General features: G+C 37.5%; 20 protein-coding genes. 17 read left to right on the forward strand and 3 right to left on the reverse strand.

Annotated elements, in window-relative coordinates; translation table 11 throughout:
* Window positions 1-72: 72 nt before the first annotated feature.
* From truA to MM214_RS04230, 13 genes are all read left to right on the forward strand, one after another.
* Window positions 73-867, forward strand: coding sequence for a tRNA pseudouridine(38-40) synthase TruA (gene truA, locus MM214_RS04170; RefSeq protein WP_241292357.1), 795 nt, complete (start codon window positions 73-75; stop codon window positions 865-867).
* A gap of 21 nt (window positions 868-888) precedes the next feature.
* A complete protein-coding gene (locus MM214_RS04175; protein ID WP_241292360.1) occupies window positions 889-2,661 on the forward strand; it encodes an ABC transporter ATP-binding protein in 1,773 nt (590 codons plus the stop codon).
* Between the two features lie 85 nt (window positions 2,662-2,746).
* On the forward strand, window positions 2,747-3,334 hold the full coding sequence (locus tag MM214_RS04180; RefSeq protein ID WP_241292363.1) for a hypothetical protein: 588 nt from the start codon (window positions 2,747-2,749) through the stop codon (window positions 3,332-3,334).
* 1 nt (window position 3,335) lies between these two features.
* Window positions 3,336-3,848: a hypothetical protein gene (locus tag MM214_RS04185; protein ID WP_241292365.1), complete on the forward strand. Its 513-nt coding sequence runs from the start codon at window positions 3,336-3,338 to the stop codon at window positions 3,846-3,848.
* A gap of 134 nt (window positions 3,849-3,982) precedes the next feature.
* The gene (locus MM214_RS04190) at window positions 3,983-4,519 is read left to right on the forward strand and encodes a hypothetical protein (RefSeq protein ID WP_241292368.1); all 537 of its coding nucleotides are present in this window, start codon (window positions 3,983-3,985) and stop codon (window positions 4,517-4,519) included.
* Between the two features lie 176 nt (window positions 4,520-4,695).
* Window positions 4,696-5,727 carry a uroporphyrinogen decarboxylase gene (gene hemE, locus MM214_RS04195; RefSeq protein ID WP_241292370.1) on the forward strand — a complete coding sequence of 344 codons (1,032 nt, stop codon included), beginning with the start codon at window positions 4,696-4,698 and terminating at the stop codon, window positions 5,725-5,727.
* 452 nt (window positions 5,728-6,179) lie between these two features.
* Window positions 6,180-6,935 carry a DUF6733 family protein gene (locus tag MM214_RS04200; protein ID WP_241292372.1) on the forward strand — a complete coding sequence of 252 codons (756 nt, stop codon included), beginning with the start codon at window positions 6,180-6,182 and terminating at the stop codon, window positions 6,933-6,935.
* Between the two features lie 278 nt (window positions 6,936-7,213).
* On the forward strand, window positions 7,214-7,771 hold the full coding sequence (locus MM214_RS04205) for an RNA polymerase sigma factor (RefSeq protein ID WP_241292375.1): 558 nt from the start codon (window positions 7,214-7,216) through the stop codon (window positions 7,769-7,771).
* 100 nt (window positions 7,772-7,871) lie between these two features.
* The gene (locus MM214_RS04210; protein ID WP_241292378.1) at window positions 7,872-9,059 is read left to right on the forward strand and encodes a FecR family protein; all 1,188 of its coding nucleotides are present in this window, start codon (window positions 7,872-7,874) and stop codon (window positions 9,057-9,059) included.
* A 62-nt stretch (window positions 9,060-9,121) separates the two neighbouring features.
* Complete coding sequence (locus tag MM214_RS04215) at window positions 9,122-12,784, forward strand: SusC/RagA family TonB-linked outer membrane protein (protein WP_241292381.1); 3,663 nt, start codon at window positions 9,122-9,124, stop codon at window positions 12,782-12,784.
* A gap of 21 nt (window positions 12,785-12,805) precedes the next feature.
* Entirely contained in the window at window positions 12,806-14,272 is a 1,467-nt protein-coding gene (locus tag MM214_RS04220) for a RagB/SusD family nutrient uptake outer membrane protein (protein WP_241292384.1), read from the forward strand.
* A gap of 31 nt (window positions 14,273-14,303) precedes the next feature.
* Window positions 14,304-15,692, forward strand: coding sequence for a zinc-binding metallopeptidase (locus MM214_RS04225; RefSeq protein WP_241292387.1), 1,389 nt, complete (start codon window positions 14,304-14,306; stop codon window positions 15,690-15,692).
* Between the two features lie 10 nt (window positions 15,693-15,702).
* Complete coding sequence (locus MM214_RS04230) at window positions 15,703-17,010, forward strand: DUF4302 domain-containing protein (protein ID WP_241292391.1); 1,308 nt, start codon at window positions 15,703-15,705, stop codon at window positions 17,008-17,010.
* Window positions 17,011-17,074: 64 nt separating this feature from the next.
* Here the strand turns inward: MM214_RS04230 and MM214_RS04235 are convergent, their stop codons facing one another.
* Window positions 17,075-17,869 carry an MOSC domain-containing protein gene (locus MM214_RS04235; RefSeq protein ID WP_241292394.1) on the reverse strand — a complete coding sequence of 265 codons (795 nt, stop codon included), beginning with the start codon at window positions 17,867-17,869 and terminating at the stop codon, window positions 17,075-17,077.
* A 514-nt stretch (window positions 17,870-18,383) separates the two neighbouring features.
* On the opposite strand from MM214_RS04235, the gene dnaK reads away from it, so the two are divergent.
* The gene (gene dnaK / locus MM214_RS04240) at window positions 18,384-20,300 is read left to right on the forward strand and encodes a molecular chaperone DnaK (RefSeq protein ID WP_241292397.1); all 1,917 of its coding nucleotides are present in this window, start codon (window positions 18,384-18,386) and stop codon (window positions 20,298-20,300) included.
* Between the two features lie 191 nt (window positions 20,301-20,491).
* A complete protein-coding gene (locus MM214_RS04245) occupies window positions 20,492-20,866 on the forward strand; it encodes a co-chaperone GroES (RefSeq protein WP_241292400.1) in 375 nt (124 codons plus the stop codon).
* A 145-nt stretch (window positions 20,867-21,011) separates the two neighbouring features.
* Here the strand turns inward: MM214_RS04245 and MM214_RS04250 are convergent, their stop codons facing one another.
* Complete coding sequence (locus MM214_RS04250; RefSeq protein ID WP_241292403.1) at window positions 21,012-21,338, reverse strand: HesB/IscA family protein; 327 nt, start codon at window positions 21,336-21,338, stop codon at window positions 21,012-21,014.
* Between the two features lie 383 nt (window positions 21,339-21,721).
* Here MM214_RS04250 and MM214_RS04255 point away from each other — a divergent pair, with 383 nt between their 5' ends.
* Entirely contained in the window at window positions 21,722-21,886 is a 165-nt protein-coding gene (locus tag MM214_RS04255) for a hypothetical protein (RefSeq protein ID WP_241292406.1), read from the forward strand.
* 76 nt (window positions 21,887-21,962) lie between these two features.
* Complete coding sequence (locus MM214_RS04260) at window positions 21,963-22,964, forward strand: hypothetical protein (RefSeq protein ID WP_241292409.1); 1,002 nt, start codon at window positions 21,963-21,965, stop codon at window positions 22,962-22,964.
* 14 nt (window positions 22,965-22,978) lie between these two features.
* Here the strand turns inward: MM214_RS04260 and MM214_RS04265 are convergent, their stop codons facing one another.
* Window positions 22,979-23,374, reverse strand: a complete 396-nt coding sequence (locus MM214_RS04265; RefSeq protein WP_241292413.1) for a VOC family protein — start codon at window positions 23,372-23,374, stop codon at window positions 22,979-22,981.
* Between the last annotated feature and the right edge of the window lie 117 nt (window positions 23,375-23,491).

Here is a 23,491-nt window from a genome sequence, read left to right on the forward strand (position 1 = left end):
TAGGGAAAGTTATCCTTATTCATTTTTTTATAAAAAGCATTTTAACCACCGAGGATAATTGCTTGGAATCATATGCAGAAATTAGGATGTAATAGTATCTTTGCAGCTGTGACTGAAATTTCAAAAAGATATTTTCTAGAAATAGCTTATAATGGTGCAGCATATCATGGATGGCAATCTCAGAAAAATGCTACTTCTGTACAGCAGACTATCGAAACAGCCCTTTCGACACTTTTACGTGTACCCGTGGCAATAATGGGTTCTGGCAGGACAGATACGGGTGTTCATGCAAGTCAGCAATTTGCTCATGTGGTTATCGAGTCGGAAATTCATCTCCCTGATTTTCTCAAGAAACTAAATGCACTATTGCCAAAAGATATAGCCGTTTATAGTATATTACCCGTAAGAGATGAAGCGCATGCGCGATTTGACGCAGTATGGAGAAGTTATGTTTACAAGATTGCTACCCGAAAAGATCCTTTTGGCAATGGACTAAATTGGTGCTATTATAGACCTTTGGATATTTTGGCTATGAATCAAGCTTCAAGATTACTTCTTAGCCATGAAGATTTCGAATGTTTTAGCAAAGTAAAAACAGACGTAAATCATTTTGGTTGTAAAATAAAAACTGCATTCTGGGAACAAATAGGTAATGAAATTCACTTTCATATCACAGCGAATCGGTTTTTGAGAGGAATGGTAAGAGCGATTGTAGGTACCTTGGTACTGGTAGGTGAGGGGAGGTTGACTTTGGAGCAGTTTCAAGAGGTTTTGGATAGCAAAGATCGTTCTAATGCAGGTTCCTCAGCTCCTGCATCAGGCTTATTTCTTTGCAGCGTAGTTTATCCAGAAGATATATTTGTGTAGAATTGTTAATAGATTAAGATTTTGAGCCTAGAACAGGAAAATGTAAAAAGTGGTGATATCGTAGACACCAAGGTGCTGAAGAAACTCTATGAGTTTATCAAGCCATACCAAAGTAGGTTCTACTTTCTTATTTTTCTTACATTCGCACTGGCGGTTTTAGCACCAACGAGGCCTTATTTTATCCAAGTTGCTATAGATGATCATGTCGCGCTTGGCGATTACGATGGGTTGGTAAAGGTGATTTACTTATTAATTGGTTTGATGGTGTTGCAAGCCATAGTTCAGTTTGTACATACCTATTTGTCTGGCTGGATAGGTCAGGTGATCATCAAAGACATAAGAGTGAAGCTTTATCGCCATTTGCTAAAGATGCGCTTAAAGTTTTTTGATAATACTCCAATCGGAAGGTTGGTAACTAGGAATGTTTCCGATATAGAGACTTTGGCTGACGTGTTTAGTGAAGGGTTGGCAGCTATTGTAGGAGACTTGCTACAGCTTGTTACCATTTTGGGAGTGATGTTTTATATTGATTGGAAGCTCACATTAGTGAGTTTGAGTACATTGCCACTTTTGATAATTTCGACATACATATTCAAAGAGAAGATCAAAGTAGCTTTCAATGATGTGCGTAATGCCGTGTCCAATCTCAACTCTTTCTTACAGGAGCATATCACGGGGATGAACATCGTGCAGGTGTTCAACAGAGAAAAGCGTGAATACGAGAAATTCAAAGATATCAATAGAGACCACAGAAAGGCGCATGTAAAGTCTGTATTGTATTATGCGATATATTTTCCAGTCGCAGAGATTATTCAAGCCATTGGGATTGGTTTAGTCGTCTGGTATGGTGCTACTGGTGTGTTTGATTTGGAGATCAAAGTAGGAGTTTTGATATCTTTTATCATGTATCTCCAGTTGTTTTTCAGACCGATCAGGATGATAGCAGATAGGTACAATACCCTTCAAATGGGTGTGGTAAGCTCAAGCAGGATATTTAAGCTTCTAGAAAGTGATGATCAGATTCCAAATGAGGGTACTTTTAAGCCTGAGAAAATCAAAGGAAATATCCAACTAGAAAATGTATGGTTTGCTTACAACGATGAGGAGTATGTACTCAAAAATATTAATTTTGAAGTCAAACATGGAGAGACTGTCGCTTTGGTAGGTGCCACGGGTGCGGGCAAATCTTCAATTATCAATTTGATAAGTAGGTTCTATGAAATCAATAAGGGAAATATAAAAATAGATGGCACTGACATTAGAGATTTTGAATTAAGTATCTTGAGAAAACACATCGGTGTTGTTTTACAAGATGTTTTCTTATTCTCTGATACGATCTATTACAATATCACCTTAGGGAATCCAAATATTAGCAAAGAAGAAGTCATGCATGCAGCCAAGCTTGTGGGTGCTAAAAAGTTTATCGAAAGGCTACCTGGAGGATTGGATTACAATGTCAAAGAAAGGGGAGCTACACTTTCCGTTGGTCAGCGGCAATTGATTTCATTTGTACGAGCGATGGTGTACAATCCGGAGATCATTATTTTGGATGAAGCGACTTCATCAGTAGATACAGAAACTGAGGAGTTGATACAAAAAGCCATAGATAAAATGATGAAAGGAAGAACTTCGATAGTTATAGCACATAGACTATCTACGATACAAAAGGCAGATAAAATCATCGTGCTTCATCAAGGTGAGATTAAGGAGTCAGGTACACACGAGAGCCTGCTCAACCTAGGGGGCTATTACGCCAATTTGCATAAAATGCAACTCAAGTCTATGGCTATTTAAATGGTCTAATTTTAATAGAATGAATATCTGGCCTCGGTTTTGAGGTGATGGGGAATCGATTACTAAACCAATAAAAATAAATAACGTGAAAAAGTTACTGACTGTAGCCATGATGATGGTGGCATTTCTAGCAAATGCGCAAGAGGACGGGATAGGAATAAGACTAGGTGAGCCTTTGTCCATTACTTACAAGAAATTTTTGGATGGGAATATTGCAATAGAGGGGATGTTTGGTAGAGCAGGAGCAAATAGTGCCCAGTATTACTTTAGATCTTTTGACAACAATAGACCCACTTCCAATGCTTTTTATGCTGGTCACAGTACAGGGTCATCATTTTCCTTCAATGTGAGAGGGGCTTATCATGAAGATATTACAGATGACTTGAATATAGATCAAGGATACCTTTTAGCATATGCAGGTGCCGGTCTTCAGTTGAGGTCTACGCGCGTAGATTATACTTATACTGATCCGTCTGTTTCTCCCACAGGTATCTTTTACAGAGAATCTAGAAGAAACATAGATATAGGCCCAGAGATTTTCGGAGGAAGTGAATACTACTTTGACGATTTACCTATTAGTATTTTTGCAGAAATTGGTCTCTTTATGGAGTTATTGGATAGGTTTGGACATGTGAAGTTGCAAGGTGGGATAGGAGTGAGATACTTGTTTTAGAATGAGAAATAGAATCATTGTAGGTGCTATTGTAGGGTCATTGCTGACGATTGGGATAATTCTATTTCAAAACTTAGGCGGTTTCAACGAGGTGACTTTTACCACACTGGATGAGCCAAGTATTGTACTGCATGGCTTGACCTTCGAAGGTACGCCTCAAGATGAACAGATCAGGCATACTTTCGAGAAAGTGGGAGGGGAAGCTTCGAAGAGAAGTTTACCTCTTTTTACCTTGTATTATGTAGAGCCAGCAGGGAAACTAGATACAATGAAAGTCTTCGTCGGCATTGAAGCTCAAGATTCTATTCCAGGCTTTGAGACGTACAAGTTTACAGCTGATCTAGGTATAGTAGCGCATGTAAATGCTCATCGGCTTGTCATGCCAGGGCCGAATAAAGTTAAGTCCAAAATCAGGACACATTTAAAGAATCAAGGATCAAAAGAACCTTTTTTGTATTTGGATAAAATCATTGATACCGAATCTGTCCAAGTTATTGGGCTTATTAACCAATAACTGGAGGTTTTACTCTTTACTTTATTAGGAGTTGATTTTGGTATAGTTTTGGTAAACCCGCTCATATCACTCATGTGAAACTTATGTTTCCAAAAGGTCGTAGAAAAAGAATATCCACATTTAAATTTAGCATTATGAAGAATTTTATCAAAGGAGTGCTTGCATTTGGCATGATTGCCATGTTTGCCTGTGAAGGACCGATGGGACCTCCAGGTTCTCCAGGTCTTCCAGGGGCTGATGGTGTTACCATTGTAGGTCAAGTATTTGAGACTGATTTTATCAATTTTAATTCTAATAATAATTTCAGCACAGGGTTTCGAGATTTCCCATATACCATTGAGGAGACTGATAAAGTTTTGGTCTATGCCCTTTGGAGAATTGAGGATAATGTGGATGTATGGAGATTGCTTCCGCAAATGAATATCGAGTTTTCAGAGTTAGGTATATTTTTCTATAACTATGAGTTTACGATGTTTGATTACAATATATTCATGGAAGGGAATTTTAATTTGTCACAATTGCCCTCGGAGTATAGAGACAATCAAATTTTCAGAGTTGTAATTCTCCCTGTAGACCCAATGGGAGCAAATGCAAGGATAGATTATTCGGACTTTGACGGAGTGATGAAGCTACTAGACAAAACAGAAGAAGATATCATCAAATTGAACTAAAATAATAAAGCCTCCTTGTGAGGCTTTTTTTATGAGTTTTTTGAAATTTTTGGAGTAATCTAGTTTTGTTTTTTTTACGTTATTGAAATAGTTGCATAAAAGAACAAGTTAAAATTCAATTTCCAATTTTATGCTTCATTTTCTATTAATTTAATTTCCTGACTTATCTTTGCGACATGCAATTGAAAAACGACTTATTGATTAGGGCTGCCAAAGGTGAAGCTGTAGAACGAACTCCAGTGTGGCTGATGCGCCAAGCGGGTAGGATACTTCCAGAGTATAGAGCGGTAAGAGAAAGTGTGAGTGGATTTATAGAGCTTGCTCAGACTCCTGAACTAGCTGCAGAAGTTACTATACAGCCAGTGGATATTTTAGGTGTAGATGCTGCCATTATTTTTTCTGATATCTTGGTGATTCCAGAAGCTATGGGCTTACCATATGAAATGGTGGAGAAGAGAGGTCCTTGGTTTCCAAATGTAGTAAGCTCAGTTGCGGATTTGAAAAAGCTGAGGATTGCAGATGGAGTAGATGACCTGAGCTATGTGATCGATGCGATCAAAATCACCAAAAGAGAGCTGGATGGGAGAGTGCCATTGATTGGTTTTGCAGGTGCACCTTGGACTATTTTTGCCTATATGATCGAGGGATCAGGAAGCAAGACATTTTCTAAAGCAAGAGCCATGCTCTACACCCAGCCTGAAATGTCGCATCAATTACTCCAGATGATCACAGATAGTACGATCAATTACCTGAAGGCTCAAATAGCAGCAGGAGTTGATCTGATCCAATTGTTTGATAGCTGGGCAGGAATATTACCTCCTGAGCATTATGAGACATTCTCCCTAAAGTATATAGCTCAGATCTGTGACGCAATCAATGAAGTGCCAAAAACTGTATTCGCCAAAGGAGCGTTTTTTGCCAGAGAGCAGATGGGTAAACTAAATTGTGAGACTATTGGCCTTGATTGGAATATGGGTGTTGCTGAGTCACGCAAGATGATAGGTGATGATAAGACATTACAAGGAAACTTAGATCCAGCTGCCTTATATGGTTCTGCAAAAGAAGTGGAACTGGTTACAAACCTAATGATGGATCAGTTTAAGGGTGGAAGGCATATAGCAAACCTAGGTCATGGTGTTTATCCTGATATTAGCCCAGATAAGGTAAAGGTATTTATAGAGACTGTGAAAAATTACGCTAAGCGTTGAGAATAGTATTCGATTCAAGCAGTATGTGCCTTGAATTCAGCCTTGCAATTCATTTTAAGTGATTGCAGGGCTTTTTTTATGCTCAATAAGTAAGTAGGTTAATATTGGGTCTGGTTTTTTTGATTTTTTGTTTTTTTGAACAAAATCAGTCGATTTTCTAATCGTATAAAAGATTTTTTTTGTTAAAAAATCATAATTAAAGTGTTGGAAATGACTTAGTATTTTAATTATGCCCTGTTTTAGAATTTATACGACATAATAATTGACTGGTTTTTTTGAAATTTCCATAATAAATCTATGTTATGCTTATTTTTTTAATTAAAAAAACTGATATATGTTGTCTTTTATAAAATCATGGTTAAATTTGAAACTGTTATATCAGTATAAAACATAAAAAATGATTTATAAGGATGTTTTTAAAACCTATTTCTAACAAAAACCTATTTAAAACAATGAAAAACAGATTTACAAAAGTATTGGCAAAGGCCTCAGCATTGGTTGCGCTTTGTTTGGTATTGATTTCAGCTCCTGCACTTGCTCAAGATGATAGCAGATTCAGCATGGATGTTACTTTAAACTCAGATACCTTTTTTGGATTTTATCCATTCTTTGCTGGTTCATATAGTGTAAGTAGCAATGTTGACTTTACATTTTACGGAATTCTATGGTCTGGTGGTAACAATAGTGCAGGTGCTGGAGGTGGACCATGGGGTAACTGGACTGAGTTTGGTGTTGGTATTGGTCTTGAACCAGCAGAGGGATTAAGCATTAGCCCACAAATTGGTATAACAGGAGGTAATCTTTTATCTTCAGGTACAAATGGACCTTCCATATTTGGAGATGGTATTGTTCCAAACTTGACAATTGGTCTTGATAAAGCAAAAACTGAAGGTGAGATATACTTAGGATATTATGCGCCTTTAAGAAATGAAGCACCTGCAAATGGTACAACTTTGTCTTACCTTCACTATTGGGCAAACTTTGGTGTAAAGGCTTCAGATTTCTTTTCTGTGGGAGCACATTATGAGCACTTAATCAACACTGGTGGATCAAATGTCTCTTCTTCTTCTGATGTATATCAGTGGTTAGGTCCGTATATTCAGTTTAGTAAGCCAACAGGTGGTGCTTTTGCTAGATTATCTTTTGGTACTGATTTAGTTGCTGGAAGTGATTCTTTCTTTAAAGTAACTACAGGATTTAGTTTCTAATCCAATACTAACAATTTAATGAAGAGCTGTCTAACAAATGTTAGACAGCTTTTTTTAGTTAATTTAATCCATGATTTCAGGATAAATGCTTTACAATTGAGGGAAATTGTTGGAATTAAGTGTGGATTCCGCTAAGTTTCGAATATAAACAATCAAGAAGTGTTCATAAAACAGTTGATTGTCTATTTGAGACTATTTTTTTGACTTAAATAAACGCTAGAATTAATAATATTTCATAAACAAGATGACCTCGTTTATTGAGATAGAAAGAATAGCAAATGACAAAGAATGAAATATTGAATAATTTGAATAGGGGGGATCAAAAAGCTTTCAAAATGCTTTTCGATATGATGTTTTATGGACTTTTTGGGTACGCGTACAAGTTTGTGAAGAGCAAAGAAATTGCTGAGGAGCTGGTGGAAGATGTGATGGTGATCATGTGGGAGAAACAAGGTCAGTTTGATGAATACGACAGGTTGAAGGCTTATCTTTTTGGTGTTTTAAGAAACAAAGCCCTAGATTACCTCAAGTCAAATAGTAAGATGATGTTTTCTGAAATTGATAATCACGAAATTGCCGATGAAGGGCCAGCTGTGATTGAAGAAGAATTACACGTGTTGATATACCATGCTTTAGATTCTTTACCTGCCAAATGCCGTCAAGTTTTTGAATTGTCTTGTATTGAAGGACTTAAATACAGTGAGATCTCAGAAAGAATGGGTATATCAATTAATACAGTGAAATCTCAAAGAAGCAGAGCCATTAAGTTGACAAGGAGTTTTTTGGATGAGTATATGCTCGCCTTGTACCTTTCATTTTACATGCATAACCTCTGATTTTTCAGAATATTATTTCTGCTAATTTTTTTTTAAAAAAACTTGATTTTTTTTCCACCCATTTCAAGAAAATCATCGACTTACTTCAAACACCCTAAAGATGAATAATCTCATAGACGCATTTAAAATAGCATTAGGCATTTTTAAATCTAAAACAGAAACTTTCGACTCTAAAGAAGAGGAGGTCTATAAATTATGGTCCAAAGACCCTGCTAACAAGAGATTTATTGATGAAATCACTTCAAATCATAGAATCAAAGAAAAAATAGGGCTCTATGATTCTGCTGATAAAGAAGCGGTCTGGGCGAAAACTTTGGACAGGATATCCATAGATAAAAAGTCAAATTACCACATTGATTTTTGGAATAGGGGTAGAAGGATAGCAGCGATTCTAGTGATTGGGCTTTTGATTAGTATGGGGGTTTCTACCTTGATGCTTCTCAATCAAAATGAGCAAACAGAATTTGCTCATTTCTTACCTGGAAGCAGCAAGGCTATATTGATCATGGAAGATGGAAAGCAAATCAATCTCAATAGCAATGACCAAGAAGTTTCAAGCTCTAATGGATTCTTACTAAGAAGTAAGCAGAGTATACTGGATTATATGAGCCAATCTAAGCTTCATACAGTAATAGAGGAGGAGATAAAAATGCATACACTCATTGTGCCCCTTGGTGGAGAGTACAGGGTAAGCCTTTCGGATGGGACTAAAGTATGGATGAATTCAGCATCTACGCTTAAATACCCTGTTTTATTCACTGGAGAAACTAGGGAAGTTGAGCTAGTTGGTGAAGCTTATTTCGAAGTCTCTAAAGGAGATAAGGAGTTTAGAATAAAATCTGGTGAAGCACAGATTATTGTTTTGGGTACCTCATTCAACCTAAGATCTTATCCAGATGATGACAACATTACGACAACTTTGGTGACGGGCAAGGTTAAAATGAATGTAGGAGAAAAAGAATTGGATTTAACCCCAGGTTTACAAGGAAGATATCATAAAGTGGATAAATCATTTACGGCAAAGCCAGTTAATGTGAAAGAAAGCATCGCTTGGAAAGACGGGGTGTTTTATTTTGAAGAAGAAACATTAGAAGAAATATTAAAACAGTACGGCCGATGGTACGATATGAAGGTGAAATTTGAGAACTCGGCTTTGAAAAGCAAAACCTATACTGGGGTTTTTAAGAAAGATGATGCAATAGAAGTGTTTTTTGATATGGTCAGTGAGACCTCCGATATTTCATTTGAAGCAAAAGGTGATACAATAATCATTAAGAATCAAAAATAGAAAGCTACACACCCACAATCCAGCAAAAAAGAAAATGTTCAACCACAAAACCTAAATAATTTATGATGAAAAGTTTTACTAAAGATCCGAACTTGCTGGCAGACAAGCAGCGAGACCCTGTAAGAGTGAGAATGTTAAGAAAATCAATGTTGCTGTTGCTGATTTCTTTCTTCAGCTTGACCGTCAATGCACTCCCTCAGAAAGTAACCATAGAGCTGAATCAAAAACCCCTTAGGGAGGCGTTTGATTTATTGAAAAGGAAAAGTGATGCGGTATTATTCTTTAGTCATGATGAGATAGATCTGAGCCAAGTGGTGTCAGGGAAGTTTTACAATCAAGAAATTGAGGAAGTATTAGAGAAATTGATTGGACAGAATTACAATGTGTCTGTAAGAGAAGGAAATGTTTACATCATATCTCCTAAAAAGACAACGGATGTTATAAAAACAGTAGTAGATCAGGTTAGGGTAAGAGGAAAAGTAATAAGTGTAAATGGTGAACCCATGCCTGGATCGATCATTAGAGTAAAAGGTACTACGCTCGGAAGTGTGACAGATGCAGATGGCGACTTCTCTATGATGGTTCCATCGAATGAATCAATTCTAGTAGTAAGTTTCATTGGTTTTATTACTAGGGAGGTGACTGTAGGAAACCAGACAGAGCTTACGATTATCTTAGAAGAAGAGACAACAGCTCTTTCTGAAGTGACTGTAGTCTCTACTGGGTTTATGGATGTGGATAAAAGAAGGTTTACAGGTGCGGTGAGTTCATTGGATGGAAGAGACGTGAAAATGGAAGGTCCTGTTGATATTTCAAGGATGCTAGAAGGTAGGGCTTCTGGCGTATCTGTGCAGAACGTCTCTGGTACATTTGGATCGGCGCCCAAGTTGAGAATTCGAGGTGCTACTTCGATCACAGGTGATAACAAGCCACTTTGGGTAGTGGATGGTGTGATCTTGGAAGATGTAGTCAACGTGTCAAATGATCAATTGGCAAGCGGTGATCCCATGACTTTGATAGGGTCATCAGTAGCAGGGATCAATGCAGATGATATAGAAAGCTTTGATATCCTGAAAGATGCTGCTGCCACTGCTCTCTATGGAGCTAGAGCAATGAATGGTGTGGTTGTGATCACTACCAAAAAAGGACGTGTAGGGAAACCCATCGTGACCTATACAGGTAATTACTCAACTTACCTTAAGCCAAACTACAGCAATTTCAATATCATGAATTCTGTAGATCAAATGTCCGTATATGCTGAAATGTATAGAAAGGGGTGGCTGAATCATGCAAGTACTGCAAATGCATCAGATGGTGGTGTGTTTGTGAAAATGTATAATTTGATCAATACATATGATGAAACCACAGGTCAATTTGGCCTTCAAAATACCCCCGAGGCAAGAGCCCAATTCCTAGATAGATATGCTAGAGGAAATACAGATTGGTTTGATATTCTTTTTAGAAATTCTTTTGTACAAGAGCATTCATTGAGTATCTCATCCGGTACTGAAAATTCAAGGCACTATTTTTCTGCAAGTTACTATAATGACAATGGATGGACCATAGCAGATAATGTCAATAGGTATACAGCTAACTTGAGATCTAATTATGATATCTCTAATAGATTGGAGCTTGGTGTGATCGCTACAGCTTCGATCAGAGAACAGAGAACTCCCGGTACTGTCAATAGAGTGAACGATGTGGTTCGAGGAGCATACGCAAGGGATTTTGATATTAATCCTTTCAGTTATGCCTTGAATACAAGCAGGGTGCTCACTGCATATGATGAAAATGGAGATTTAGAATTTTTTACAAGAAATTATGCTCCTTTCAATATCATTCATGAAACAGAAAACAACTTCGTAGATCTCAATATGCTAGACTTCAAGCTACAACTTGATGCTACGTATAAGTTCAATGATAACCTGAAATATACTGCTTTGGGCTCTTACAGATATGTCAAAACAAATAGACAACATAATGTAACGGAGTACTCTAATATGGCAGAAGCATATAGGCAAGATTGGTCTTCCTTGATTAGATCAAGAAATCGGTTTCTTTTCAATGATCCAGATTTTCCAGCAGAAGAAGCTCAGGTGGTTTTACCGCAAGGAGGCTTGTTGAATAGAAATGAAAATTATTTGAAAAATTTCTATGCCAGGCATATGTTGCAATGGAATAAGGAATTTTCAGGAGGTCATTTTTTAAGTTTATTTGGCGGTCAAGAGATTAAATACACCGATAGACAGACCACCTTCTTCAATGGCTATGGATTTCAATTTGATAAAGGAGGAGTACCCTTTACAGATTATAGAATTATCAAGCAGACCCTGTTAGGGAATTTCAATTACTTTGATCAAGATTTGTTCTATGATCGTTTTGTGGGATTTTTCAGTAATGTGAATTACGCATACGATGGTAAATATGTAGCAGAATTTACTACTAGATATGATGGCTCCAATATGATGGGTAACTCAAGACAAGCTAGGTGGCTTCCCACTTGGACTGTCAGTGGAGCATGGAATGTAGATCAAGAAAATTTCATGCAACAGTATGATAAAATTGATTATTTAAAATTCCGCGCATCATATGGATTGACCGCCTCAATGGGTAATGCTACCAACTCAAGAGCTATATTCCAAAGCAATACAACATTGAGACCATATCCTTCTGAAATGGAGTCGTTGATAAATATCCAGAGTTTGGAAAACTCAGAATTGACTTGGGAAAAAAACTTTACATCGAACTTTGGTCTCGATCTTGGGCTCTGGAATGGTGCAGTTAATATCACGGCAGAATACTATAGAAGGGATATGTTTGACCTGATCAATACAGTCAGAACATCAGGTATAGGAGGACAAGCTACTAAGTCAGCAAACTATGCCGATATGAAATCTAGTGGTGTAGATTTGAATATAGGGCACAGGTATTTGACTGGAACTGATTGGGAATGGCGTGGAAACTTGACTTTCTCTTATAATCAAACCAGAATAACAAATCTGAAGAATAATCCGAGAATATTTGATCTTGTCAAGCCTGAGGGAGGACCTAGCGAAGGCGGAGCAGTAAGAGGCTTATACTCTATTCCTTTTGTAGGATTAGATCCGTCTACTGGTATACCGCTTTTTATAAATGAGAACGGAGAGACAAGCTCGAATGTCTACTTACAAAGTATAGCTATCGATAACCTCATCTACGAGGGGCCAGTAGATCCTACTATATTCGGTGGGTATTCAAATAGCTTCAAATACAAAAATTTCAATATTGCTGCATTCTTCACTTATCAAGCAGGACACAAGATTAGATTGAACCCTACATTCAGAGGGATATATTCTGATCTAGATGCTATGCCGAGAGAATTTTTGAATAGATGGACATTGCCAGGAGATGAGTTGGTGACTGATATCCCTGCCATCATGGATCCTATTCAGGAGGGATTGTTGGGCAGTGTTTATCCTTACAATAATTACAACTATTCTTCGGCAAGGGTAGCGGATGGTTCCTTTGTGAAATTGAGAACGATGACTTTTGGGTATATGCTTCCTCGATCCTTTGTAGACAAAATGCAAGCACAGAATGTGACGATCAATCTACATGCTACCAACTTGTGGACCATCTATGCAGACAAAAAACTAAACGGTCAAGACCCTGAGTTTTTTAATTCTGGTGGGGTGGCTTTGCCTTTGCCTAGACAATTTACCTTGTCCCTAAAAGCAATTTTCTAGTATCAATTTAATATGCTACAAATGAAAAAAATTAAGTATACATATATGATTTTGACAATCACCATAATGACTATGGCTGGTTGCAACAGTTTCTTAGATCAGTTACCCGATCAGCGAACTGAATTGAATACACCAAGTAAAATATCAGAATTACTTGTGACGGCTTATCCTGGAGCAAATTATATCACCTTTACCGAGGCTATGAGTGACAATGTCACAGATAACTTTGGGATGGGGAATGTGGAGAACATCAATACGGATCCATACTTTTGGAGAGATGTGCAAGGTATCAATCAGGACTCACCTACTTTTTATTGGAACAATTGCTATGCGGCAATCGCAGCCTCCAACCAAGCCTTGGAGGCAATTCAAACCCTCGGAGATGGACCTGAATTGAGATCTCAAAAGGGAGAAGCACTTGTGACTAGAGCGTATTCACATTTTATGCTTGTCAATCTTTTCTCCAAAACTTACGATCCAGCTACGGCTTCTACAGATTTGGGAATACCTTATGTGCTTGAACCTGAAAAAGTGGTTTGGAAAAACTATGAAAGACGCACAGTTGCATATGTGTACGAGCAAATCGAAAAAGATTTGGTCGAAGGATTACCGCTTATCAATGATAACAATTATGAAGTGCAAAGTTACCATTTTACAAGAAGGGCTGCTCATGCCTTTGCTGTAAGGTTTTATTTGTTCAAAAGAGACTACCAAAAAGTAATAAACCATGCTGAGATTGCTTTTCCAAGCAACAACTTCCTCAACAGTATGCGACCTTGGACTTCAACATACAAAGAATGGACAGCAGAGGCTCTATCATTGAATTATACTAAAGCTACCGAAAGCTCAAACCTACTCCTTGCTCAAACTACTTCTTGGTGGGCAAGAAGATATAGAGGTTACAGATATTCCACATCGAATGACATCATTTACTCTGTATTTGGTGGAGCAGGCCGAGTAAATGTAATTGGTGCTCAGATGGCCTATAACGTATGGTCTCAAGGCAATCTATCTTTCTATGTTAGGAAATTTACAGAGCACTTCGTAAGGACAAGTATCAATGCCACGACTGGAAGGGGGTACGTAATGATCCCATTATTTACTACCGAAGAAGTATTGCTTAGCAGAGCTGAAGCACACGTGATGTTAGGAAATATGGATCAAGCATTTCAAGACCTCAATACTTTTGTGGGTCAGCGTGTGATGAACTATAACCCTAATACTCATAATTTGACGGAGCAGAAAGTAATGAATTACTATGATGTCACTGATCCGCAAGAAGGTGCTTTAAAAGCTGTATTGGACATGAGAAGAGCCGAGTTTATGCATGAAGGCTTAAGGTGGTTTGATATACTCAGACACAAGATTCCGGTTACCCATAGAACTCACACAGGTGAAGTATATACATTGGAGCCAAACGACTTGCGAAGGGTGCTTCAAATACCCGAAGATGCTTTGCAAGCTGGATTAGAACTCAATCCTAGATAAGTGCTTTTGCTTTATTCAAAATATTAAAATCATGAAAAATCATAGAAAAATATATCAAAATATAAAAGCTTCTCTAATCTTTGGTCTCCTTGTGAATAGCTTTTCTTGTGCTGTTCAGGAGGATTTGACCAAACCAATTTTGGGCTTGGAAGGCGATACTTGGGAAAAAACAGAAATTGATCATTGGTTGGATGAAAATTTTCTTATCCCTTATAATGTAGAAGTGAAGTACCGTTGGGATGCTTCTGAACTAGATATAGATAGGACATTGGTTCCTCCACATGAAGAGCGCGTTATTCCGATCATGGAGGTAGTAAAAGAAGGATGGATTGATGTGTACAACAAAGAAACTCAAGAAGAATTCATCAAAAGATATGCTCCAAAACAATATCAACTAGTAGGGAGTCCTCAGTATAATTCGAATGGAACGATTACAGTGGGTCAAGCAGAGGCTGGAAGAAAAGTGGTTCTATTCAGAGTCAATCAATTTGAAAGAAGTAATCAGACAATGGTGAAAAGGACCTTAAAGACAATTCACCACGAGTTTGCGCACATTCTTCATCAAAACATCATGTATGCACCCGAATACAAAGAGATTACTCCTGGAGCTTATACTGCTTCTTGGAATACCCTCAGCGATACCCAAGCAAGAGAAATGGGGTTCATTACGCCTTACTCATCTTCTTCACCTGATGAAGATTTTGTAGAGATGATTGCAATTATGCTCACTGAAGGGAAGCTTGGATATGAAAGTATATTGGCTGGAATAAACAACCCCCAAGCAGTGCAGGCTCTGAGAAGAAAGGAAGAAATTGTAGTTACATATTTCAAACAGGTGTGGGATATAGATTTTTATCATTTGCAGGAGACTACTGCTCAGGCGATTGAAGAGATTTCACCTAGTCCTGTTACTCCTCTTCATACTTTACTTGGTGTAGGTCAGACTTATACCAAAATGGGAATGGATATAAGTGCTGGAGAGGATCAGTCTGCTGCCTTCTTGAGCGTATTCCAAGCAGCTAATGAAGGACTTGGCACTTTAGGAAATGCAGGTAGATTTATAGAGGCACTAGAGATTTCATTCATTGAGACAGGCAAGTCACTGGTAAGCGTTACTTACAAGAATCCAAGTAACTTGAACAGCACTTTTTATGCTGATTTTGGTTTTGATTATACGGTAACTCCTGAAGGCTTGGCTAACTTCACTTACACAGGACCACCAGCAGAATCTGTTTCCAGAAATAACAATGCTCGTGTCATAGAAACCTACGTGATGGCATTGATGGATTATTTGAATGACAATAATTTCCAAATTTCTTGGAAAAACGGCAGGCCAGATATTGGGTCTTCTGATCAGTTTGGAAGATTTACTGTCGTAGATGATTCTGAAAACTTTTTCTTTGGTATTCTAGGCAATTAAAATTTTGAGTATGAAAACGAAATTGAATTATATATATACGCTATTTATCGTCATGGGACTTCTGGGCTGTAGCCTTGAAGAAGATCTCGTACTAGAAAATCCTGACGAAAGATTACTCGCTAGCTTGGAAGAGTTACAAGGGAAGCTTCAAAATGCAGCGCATGGCTGGATAGGGAATATTTACCCTGCTGGAGGAAAGGGCTTCTCGTTTTACTTTGAGTTTGGCGCAAATGGAAGAGTCAATATGCTGTCAGATTTCAATGACGCCACTGCTACTGATGCCTACGAAAGCTCATACAGACTGAAAGCATTACAAAGACCTACGATTATATTTGATACATATGGCTATATACATTTAATCGCCGATCCAGATGAATCTATCAGTGGAGGTGTAAGAGGTTCAGGATTGAAATCCGATTTTGAATTTGCTGCGATTAGCATTTCAGACGATATGCTTGAACTTGAAGGTATAAAGAATGGCAGTAAATTGACACTTTTTGCAGCTACTCAAGCTCAGGCGGAAGCTTGGAAAGGTGGTGAGATCTCTGAAATGTTTAGAATCACAAGAAGTTTCCTAGATGAGGTTGGTTTTCCATATATAGACTTTGGAGATGGCATAAGACAAGCGGTAGATATATCCTCTAGTAGCAAAATGTTTCAATTGAGCTATGTAGATGACAACGAGCAGAGTATATCTATTTCGTCAAATTTTGCCTTTACCCTTGAGGGGTTGTCCTTAGGTGAAGAAATGACCTACAATGGTAAAGTTATTGGTAATATATATTGGGATCAAGAAGCTTCTAATTTCTATATTCTCTATGATGGAAATCCCTTGTATTTTAGCAATTCACCTACTCCAATTATCCCACTAAGAACACTGTTTGGATTTGGGAAGCAGTACAATATGCTGACTTACAATCCACTGGTAGTAAGTGCACTTCCTTCTAAATTTCTGGATGTGTATGAAGCAGGAAGAGCAGGATTATTTGGCTTGTCAAGTCGAAGATTGAATAGGGTAGAGTTTACCATTTCTGGAGCAAATGAAGCAATACTCAACTTTGCTTATAACAATACAGCTGGTAGCAACTTCAATGCAAGAACAACTTATAGAATTCGTACTGATGATGAAGGTAACTTGACCTTTGAGTTTATTGCAAGGGATAATAATACCAATGTGGTAGGAAGTGGTCTAGCCTCTATCATTAATTATTTTGAATCAAATAAATTCAGAATAGATTGGGTTGCTGGAGATGGGAATTTATATGGTGCTTTGGTAGTCGTAGATGATGATGAGTCGTATTTCTATGGTGCTTTTTAGTCATAGGAAATATATAAAAAAAAGGAGCTTGATAAAAGCTCCTTTTTTTATTCAATGTTTTGATCTAAACACGCTCTATAATATCTCCCACCTTGACTTCACCACCTTCAATAAGCACCATATTTTGACCAAACATTACTTTATTATTGATAGTCCTGTATGATGCTAATGTTTTTAAGGGTTCCTTTCCTTTTTTTCCAGTCTCTTGATCGATGGTGGTCATGACACAGCGCGCGCAAGGCTTCACGATTTGAAAAATAGAGGATCCGATTTTGATTGTTTTTAGACTGTCTTCGACAAATGCATCCCCTCCTTCAAACACAAAATTTGGCCTAAACCTATCCATAAGTACAGGTTTCGACAGTTTGTTGTTTAAGTCATCTAGAGAGGATTGTCCGATGAGTAAATATGGCATCCCATCTGCAAAACTTACGGATTCACTGTTTACTGCATACTTTGAGCTTACTTTTCTTTCTACATTATCTGGCATCTTGACCAACATACACTTCTTGTCAAGTGCTTCCGAAAACCATAAGCTTACTTCCTTAGAAACTATCTGTGCCTGGACTTTGTCTTCCCAGATTTGTACCCATATCAATTCTTCAGTGACTTCTTCAAAAGGTACTATTAAGGTCGATTGTTTTGTTTTTTTATTGTTAATTACAAACTCATTTCCTGAGAGTTCCACATGGATCAGGGCCATATCTGGAAAAGTCCTTTGTGATAAAAAAAGCCCATTTTCGTCAACTAGCATCCACCTTCTGTCAAGTTGTATACCTCTTTCTTCCAAAGTTGCTTTTGCTAGTCGGATTCCACCGAGAGATTTGATTGGGTAGATGTAAATGTCTTTTAAGATCATGATTTGGTGCTTTTGTTTCCCAAGTTACAATCTTTTTAAGTCATCGAGGATTTCTGGCCTTATCAATTTTGTGAAGACCGTCCGAATTTGATTTTCTTGTAGGTTTTTAAGATAGCTTATGGGGTTAAGGACCTTACTTATGTATGAATTTTCAGAAGTTAGATGAGAGAAAATCATGGCGGTAATCAAGCAAATCAAAAGTGCTGTACACCACTTAATTCTGTCATTGATAAGTCTTTTTTTAGAATCCTCTGCCATACTACTAAGATACAGTTCACCAAGTAAAGGTTGCATGGCTAGGTCTTAAATGTCGTTAAACGATCAGGATTTTTAACATTTTTGTCAGTTTGCATTAATGAAATTCTTAAAGATTGTCAGGAACATGGAATAATTATGTCATTGAAAACTGACATTCTGACCTGATTTTAGGGTGGGGTCGCCTTGGCACAAGCCTTGTCTAATGGGAATATGTAAAGTTTAATTAAGTAATCAATAATTAGAAAAAATATATATCATGGGAAAGATCATAGGTATTGATTTGGGTACTACCAACTCCTGTGTTGCCGTAATGGAAGGTAACGAGCCAGTGGTGATCCAAAATTCTGAAGGTAGAAGAACTACTCCTTCAATAGTAGCATTCTTGGATAATGGAAATGGCGAACGTAAAGTAGGAGATCCTGCAAAGCGTCAAGCTATCACCAACCCTGCGAATACGATTTCTTCAGTGAAGAGATTTATGGGTAAAAAATTCTCAGAAGTATCTGAAGAGAAAAAACACGCCTCTTATAAAGTAGAACAAGGTTCTAATGATACTGTGGCGGTGAAGATCGGTGACAGATCGTATACGCCACAAGAATTGTCAGCAATGATTCTTCAGAAAATGAAGAGCACGGCAGAAGATTTTCTTGGACAAGAGGTTTCTGAAGCGGTGATCACAGTGCCTGCATATTTCAATGATGCAGAACGTCAAGCTACCAAAGAAGCTGGTCAGATTGCTGGTCTTGAGGTGAAGAGAATTATAAATGAGCCTACAGCAGCAGCTTTGGCTTATGGTATGGATAAGAAAAATCAGGATATGAAAATCGCCGTGTATGACCTTGGTGGTGGTACATTCGACGTGTCTATCCTTGAGCTAGGTGATGGTGTATTTGAAGTGAAGTCTACCAATGGTGATGTACACTTAGGTGGAGATGACTTCGATCAAGTAATCATCAACTGGCTAGCAGATGAGTTCAAAGGTGAAGAGCAAATTGATCTGAGACAAGATCCAATGGCACTTCAAAGATTAAAAGAAGCTGCTGAAAAGGCTAAAATAGAATTATCAAGCTCGTCATCAACAGAAATCAACTTGCCATATATCACGGCCACTCAGACAGGTCCTAAGCACTTGGTGAGAACATTAAGCAGAGCTAAGTTTGAGCAGCTTTCTGAAGACCTTGTGAGAAGATCCATGGAACCTTGTAAGAAAGCATTGCAAGATGCAGGTCTTTCAGCTTCTGATATCGATGAGGTGATTTTGGTAGGTGGATCTACTCGAATCCCTAAGATTCAAGAAGAAGTAGAGAAATTCTTCGGTAAAAAGCCTTCTAAAGGCGTAAATCCTGATGAGGTAGTTGCCATCGGAGCGGCCATTCAAGGTGGTGTATTGACAGGGGAAGTAAAAGATGTGTTACTTCTTGATGTGACGCCGTTATCATTGGGTATTGAGACCATGGGAGGTGTATTCACTAAGCTGATCGAAGCGAATACTACTATTCCTTCAAAGAAATCAGAAGTGTTCTCTACGGCAGCAGACAATCAGCCAGCAGTTGATATCCACGTGCTGCAAGGTGAGCGTCCTTTGGCGAAGGACAATAGAACAATCGGTAGGTTTCAGTTGGCGGATATTCCACCAGCTCCGAGAGGAGTTCCTCAGATTGAAGTTACCTTCGATATCGATGCCAATGGTATCTTGAATGTATCTGCAAAAGATAAAGGAACTGGCAAAGAGCAAAAGATCAAAATCGAAGCTTCTTCTGGTTTGTCTCAAGATGATATCGAGAGAATGAAGAGAGAAGCTGAAGCCAATGCAGCTGGTGACAAAGCAGAAAAAGAGAAGATTGAAAAATTGAATGGTGCTGATAGCTTGATCTTCCAAACTGAAAAACAGTTGAAAGAGTATGGCGAAAAGTTATCTGACGGTAATAAAGCTAACATCTCTTCTGCCTTGGAAACTTTGAAATCAGCTCATCAATCTCAAGATTTGGCTGGTATAGATGCAGCTATGGAAAGCCTGAACAAAGCTTGGGAAGCAGCTTCTCAAGAGATCTACAATGCTACACAAGGTGCCGGCCCGCAGCCAGGAGCTGATGCTTCTGCCAGTGGCGCAGCGGATGCTTCCGATAGTGTGTCGGATGTAGACTATGAAGAGGTATCTGAAGATAAGAAATAAGTATTTGTAACTTATATCAATTGGGCATCCATACTTGTTATGGATGCCTTTTTTTGTGAAGCAAAATATGCTAGCGAATTTATAGAGTCAGTATAGAGATGAAAATTAGCTTTCTTAATAAGTGAAAGCATTGCCAGAGTTTTTCAATAAAAAGGCGTTAAAAAAGTTTATCAGTAAAAAAATCAACAGATATGAAGCTGACAGCGGACAATAAATTAAGGAAATTGATCATCGTCGGAGACAGGGTTTTGATCAAGCTGAGAAAAGCAGATGAAAAGACATCAGCTGGATTGTATTTGCCTCCTGGTGTACAAGAAAAGGAAAAGGTGCAGCAGGGATATATCATCAAGACAGGTCCAGGTTATCCGATTCCATCTCCGGTAGAAGAGGATGAGCCATGGAAAGAAAGAGATGATCAGATAAAATATATTCCTCTTCAAGCCAAAGAAGGCGACATGGCGGTATTCTTGGTCAACGGAAGTTTTGAGGTGATGTATGAAGGGGAAAAATACTACATCGTTCCGCAGCATTCCATTTTGATGCTAGAAAGGGAGGAGGAACTTTGAAAATGTTTGTTTTCAAAGGAATATAATTTAAATAGTAAAGCTTAAGTAATATTCCGACAGCAGATAAATTTTGTTAAGATTTATGGTAAAAATAAAAGCCTTCCCAAAAATGAGAAGGCTTTTAAAAACTCTTTAACCACAAACTTTAAATCGAAAAACTTTCACCACATCCACATGTACGAGATGCATTCGGATTTACAAATTGAAATCCTTTTCCATTTAGACCATCTGAAAATTCTAAAGTGGTACCTGCAAGATAAAGCAAACTTTTTCGGTCTACTAGAATTTTGATACCTTTATCTTCAAACACATGATCTGTATCTACGAGCGTGGCATCAAAACCTAAATCATACATCAGACCTGAGCATCCACCGCCTTTTACCGAAACTCTTATATTTTCATTTTCAGATCGGCCTTCCTCCTTCTTGAGTTCGAGGATTCTTTCTTTGGCTTTTTCAGAAACTACTATCATATTAACTTTATTTTCTTATACCATTTCAAAACAAATACCTCATTGAAATGATTCAACTTCAAATATACTTTAGATGACTGGAACTAGCAAGGATATGAGGCATAAGACTTTAGAAAGATCTTGATAACTCAAAAAGTAATTCTTTGCAATAATTTTAACTGTGGATGGTTAAACATAGATTGCCTGACTTTTTAAAGGTGTTTATTTAGATATAAAATACATAAATAAGCTGTTGGAATGTTAAATCACTATTTTTAGTGAGCTAAAATTTAAAATTTCAATCTATTTTTAGGTATTGGATTAATTAGATCATTCCAAGTAACCCATTTAGGTCAGTATAATTTCTATCAAAAATAATTTCAACTTACTTAATTTAAAACTTTATGAAAGCATTAAAACTAATTTTCGCTTTGTTGTTGATGACATCTCTTTATGCTTGTGGAGATGATGATGGATGCAAGGTTTGTACGTTTGAAGGAGATTCATTAGGAGAACTATGCGATGATAGGCTCAAAGTAGCTCAAGAAAATGGGGCATCATGTAGGTAGTAATCAATTAGTAAGATTTTGCGCGTGAATATTTGATTTTGAGAATTTATTTGCCAACCATTTAGCTTTAGTTGCTATGAAAATATGTTTTGGAAAGTTGAGAGTCTATGTTATACCTTTTATAGTTATAGCTTTTACCTTGTTTGGTTGTGCTGAGGAGGCTGATCCTCCCACGCCACCAAATAGTGATTCCCCGAAAACTGAAAATCCAGACAATGACAATTCAAATGGAAATAATTCAGACCCAAATGCTGATGAATTATTTTTACTTCTTCAGGGGAAATGGATTTTTGGGGAACGAAGTAGAGCTAATGGTAGGGAGCTGATATCAAAAAGTAGCGATTTATTTAATTTGAATAGCCGTAATAAAAGCTTGAATAATAGGTATTTAGATTATTATCAGGCTTTTGTAGAATTTCTTTCGGACACGACTTTTATATATAATGATCCAAGAGTATTGAAGCCTCGGTGGAGTGCAGAGTATGGAAAATTTCAAGTTGATGCGGATAGTAAGAAAATTATACTTGAAGGGGTAGGTGAGATATCTATTCAAAATGCTGATGATAATAAAGTTGATTTTTCTTTGAAAATTTTGAATGATGACGCTGAATATTCACTGACAGCAGTGAAGAGGGAGTTGATTAAGGATTCTGCAAAAACAAGGATGTTAACCAAAGTTTGGGCGCTTAATTATGAAAATGAATTTGGTAGATACATAGAAGAGGTTATGAAAGAAGGTGTCGAAATTTATAATGAAAATGGTGAAGTAGAGTTTATATCTTATCCAGAAAAAATACTTTTTGCTTTTACTCCATCTGGTACCATTTTGACGGCTCACTATGCAAAATCTAAATTTACCATTTTTGATATTTTCAATTGGAGGTGGGAAAATGAATCTGAAGATAATATTCAAACGACTTTCGATTTTAAAGACTGGACATATGAGTATGAGTTAAATGATTTGGAAGGGATTGTTGAACTTACAGAAAGTAGGATGGTAATAAGGGTATACTATACATATGACGATAATGAAATTCCAGAACTAGTAGAATGGGTTTTTGATGTGTTTGAAAATTAAGATTAAAGAGTTTATCAATTGATTGTGGGCTCTATCAAGTCCCATAGATTTCCATAAAGATCTTCAAACACTACCACAGTACCATAACTTTCGACGCTGGGTTCTCTGATGATTTTGATCTGGTTATCAATTAAGTTTTGATAGTCTCTATAGAAATTGTCTGTATGCAAAAATAAGAATACGCGTCCGCCTGTTTGGTTACCAATTCTAGATTTTTGTTGATCACTTGCAGCTTTGGCAAGTAGGAGAGAGCATCCTTCACTTCCTTTGGGTCTTACTAAAACCCATCTTTTGGATGCTGAAAGTACGGTGTCTTCAATCAGTTCAAAATGTAGTTTTTCAGTGTAAAAAGATATTGCCTTGTCGTAATCGTCCACAATTATGGCAATGTGTTTTAGAATTTGCTTCATCTTTTTTCGTAAATATATAAAGGATTTCATTAGGGGAGTTGAGAAAACTCCCCTTTATGTTTCTCGGTGTACGATAAGATTATTTTAGCAAATACATTTAATTTTTGGATTGCAAAG

The sequence above is a fragment of the Belliella kenyensis genome (assembly GCF_022549675.1).
GTDB lineage: Bacteria > Bacteroidota > Bacteroidia > Cytophagales > Cyclobacteriaceae > Belliella > Belliella kenyensis.

Excerpts from the sequence above, each read along its gene's own strand:
- dnaK (WP_241292397.1), top strand. The coding sequence starts at position 18,384 with ATGGGAAAGATCATAGGTATTGATTTGGGTACTACCAACTCCTGTGTT.
- MM214_RS04250 (WP_241292403.1), bottom strand. The coding sequence starts at position 21,338 with ATGATAGTAGTTTCTGAAAAAGCCAAAGAAAGAATCCTCGAACTCAAG.
- MM214_RS04225 (WP_241292387.1), top strand. The coding sequence starts at position 14,304 with ATGAAAAATCATAGAAAAATATATCAAAATATAAAAGCTTCTCTAATC.
- MM214_RS04235 (WP_241292394.1), bottom strand. The coding sequence starts at position 17,869 with ATGATCTTAAAAGACATTTACATCTACCCAATCAAATCTCTCGGTGGA.
- MM214_RS04185 (WP_241292365.1), top strand. The coding sequence starts at position 3,336 with ATGAGAAATAGAATCATTGTAGGTGCTATTGTAGGGTCATTGCTGACG.
- MM214_RS04215 (WP_241292381.1), top strand. The coding sequence starts at position 9,122 with ATGATGAAAAGTTTTACTAAAGATCCGAACTTGCTGGCAGACAAGCAG.
- MM214_RS04190 (WP_241292368.1), top strand. The coding sequence starts at position 3,983 with ATGAAGAATTTTATCAAAGGAGTGCTTGCATTTGGCATGATTGCCATG.
- MM214_RS04230 (WP_241292391.1), top strand. The coding sequence starts at position 15,703 with ATGAAAACGAAATTGAATTATATATATACGCTATTTATCGTCATGGGA.
- MM214_RS04260 (WP_241292409.1), top strand. The coding sequence starts at position 21,963 with ATGAAAATATGTTTTGGAAAGTTGAGAGTCTATGTTATACCTTTTATA.
- truA (WP_241292357.1), top strand. The coding sequence starts at position 73 with ATGCAGAAATTAGGATGTAATAGTATCTTTGCAGCTGTGACTGAAATT.
- MM214_RS04245 (WP_241292400.1), top strand. The coding sequence starts at position 20,492 with ATGAAGCTGACAGCGGACAATAAATTAAGGAAATTGATCATCGTCGGA.
- MM214_RS04210 (WP_241292378.1), top strand. The coding sequence starts at position 7,872 with ATGAATAATCTCATAGACGCATTTAAAATAGCATTAGGCATTTTTAAA.
- MM214_RS04255 (WP_241292406.1), top strand. The coding sequence starts at position 21,722 with ATGAAAGCATTAAAACTAATTTTCGCTTTGTTGTTGATGACATCTCTT.
- hemE (WP_241292370.1), top strand. The coding sequence starts at position 4,696 with ATGCAATTGAAAAACGACTTATTGATTAGGGCTGCCAAAGGTGAAGCT.
- MM214_RS04220 (WP_241292384.1), top strand. The coding sequence starts at position 12,806 with ATGAAAAAAATTAAGTATACATATATGATTTTGACAATCACCATAATG.
- MM214_RS04205 (WP_241292375.1), top strand. The coding sequence starts at position 7,214 with ATGACAAAGAATGAAATATTGAATAATTTGAATAGGGGGGATCAAAAA.
- MM214_RS04265 (WP_241292413.1), bottom strand. The coding sequence starts at position 23,374 with ATGAAGCAAATTCTAAAACACATTGCCATAATTGTGGACGATTACGAC.
- MM214_RS04200 (WP_241292372.1), top strand. The coding sequence starts at position 6,180 with ATGAAAAACAGATTTACAAAAGTATTGGCAAAGGCCTCAGCATTGGTT.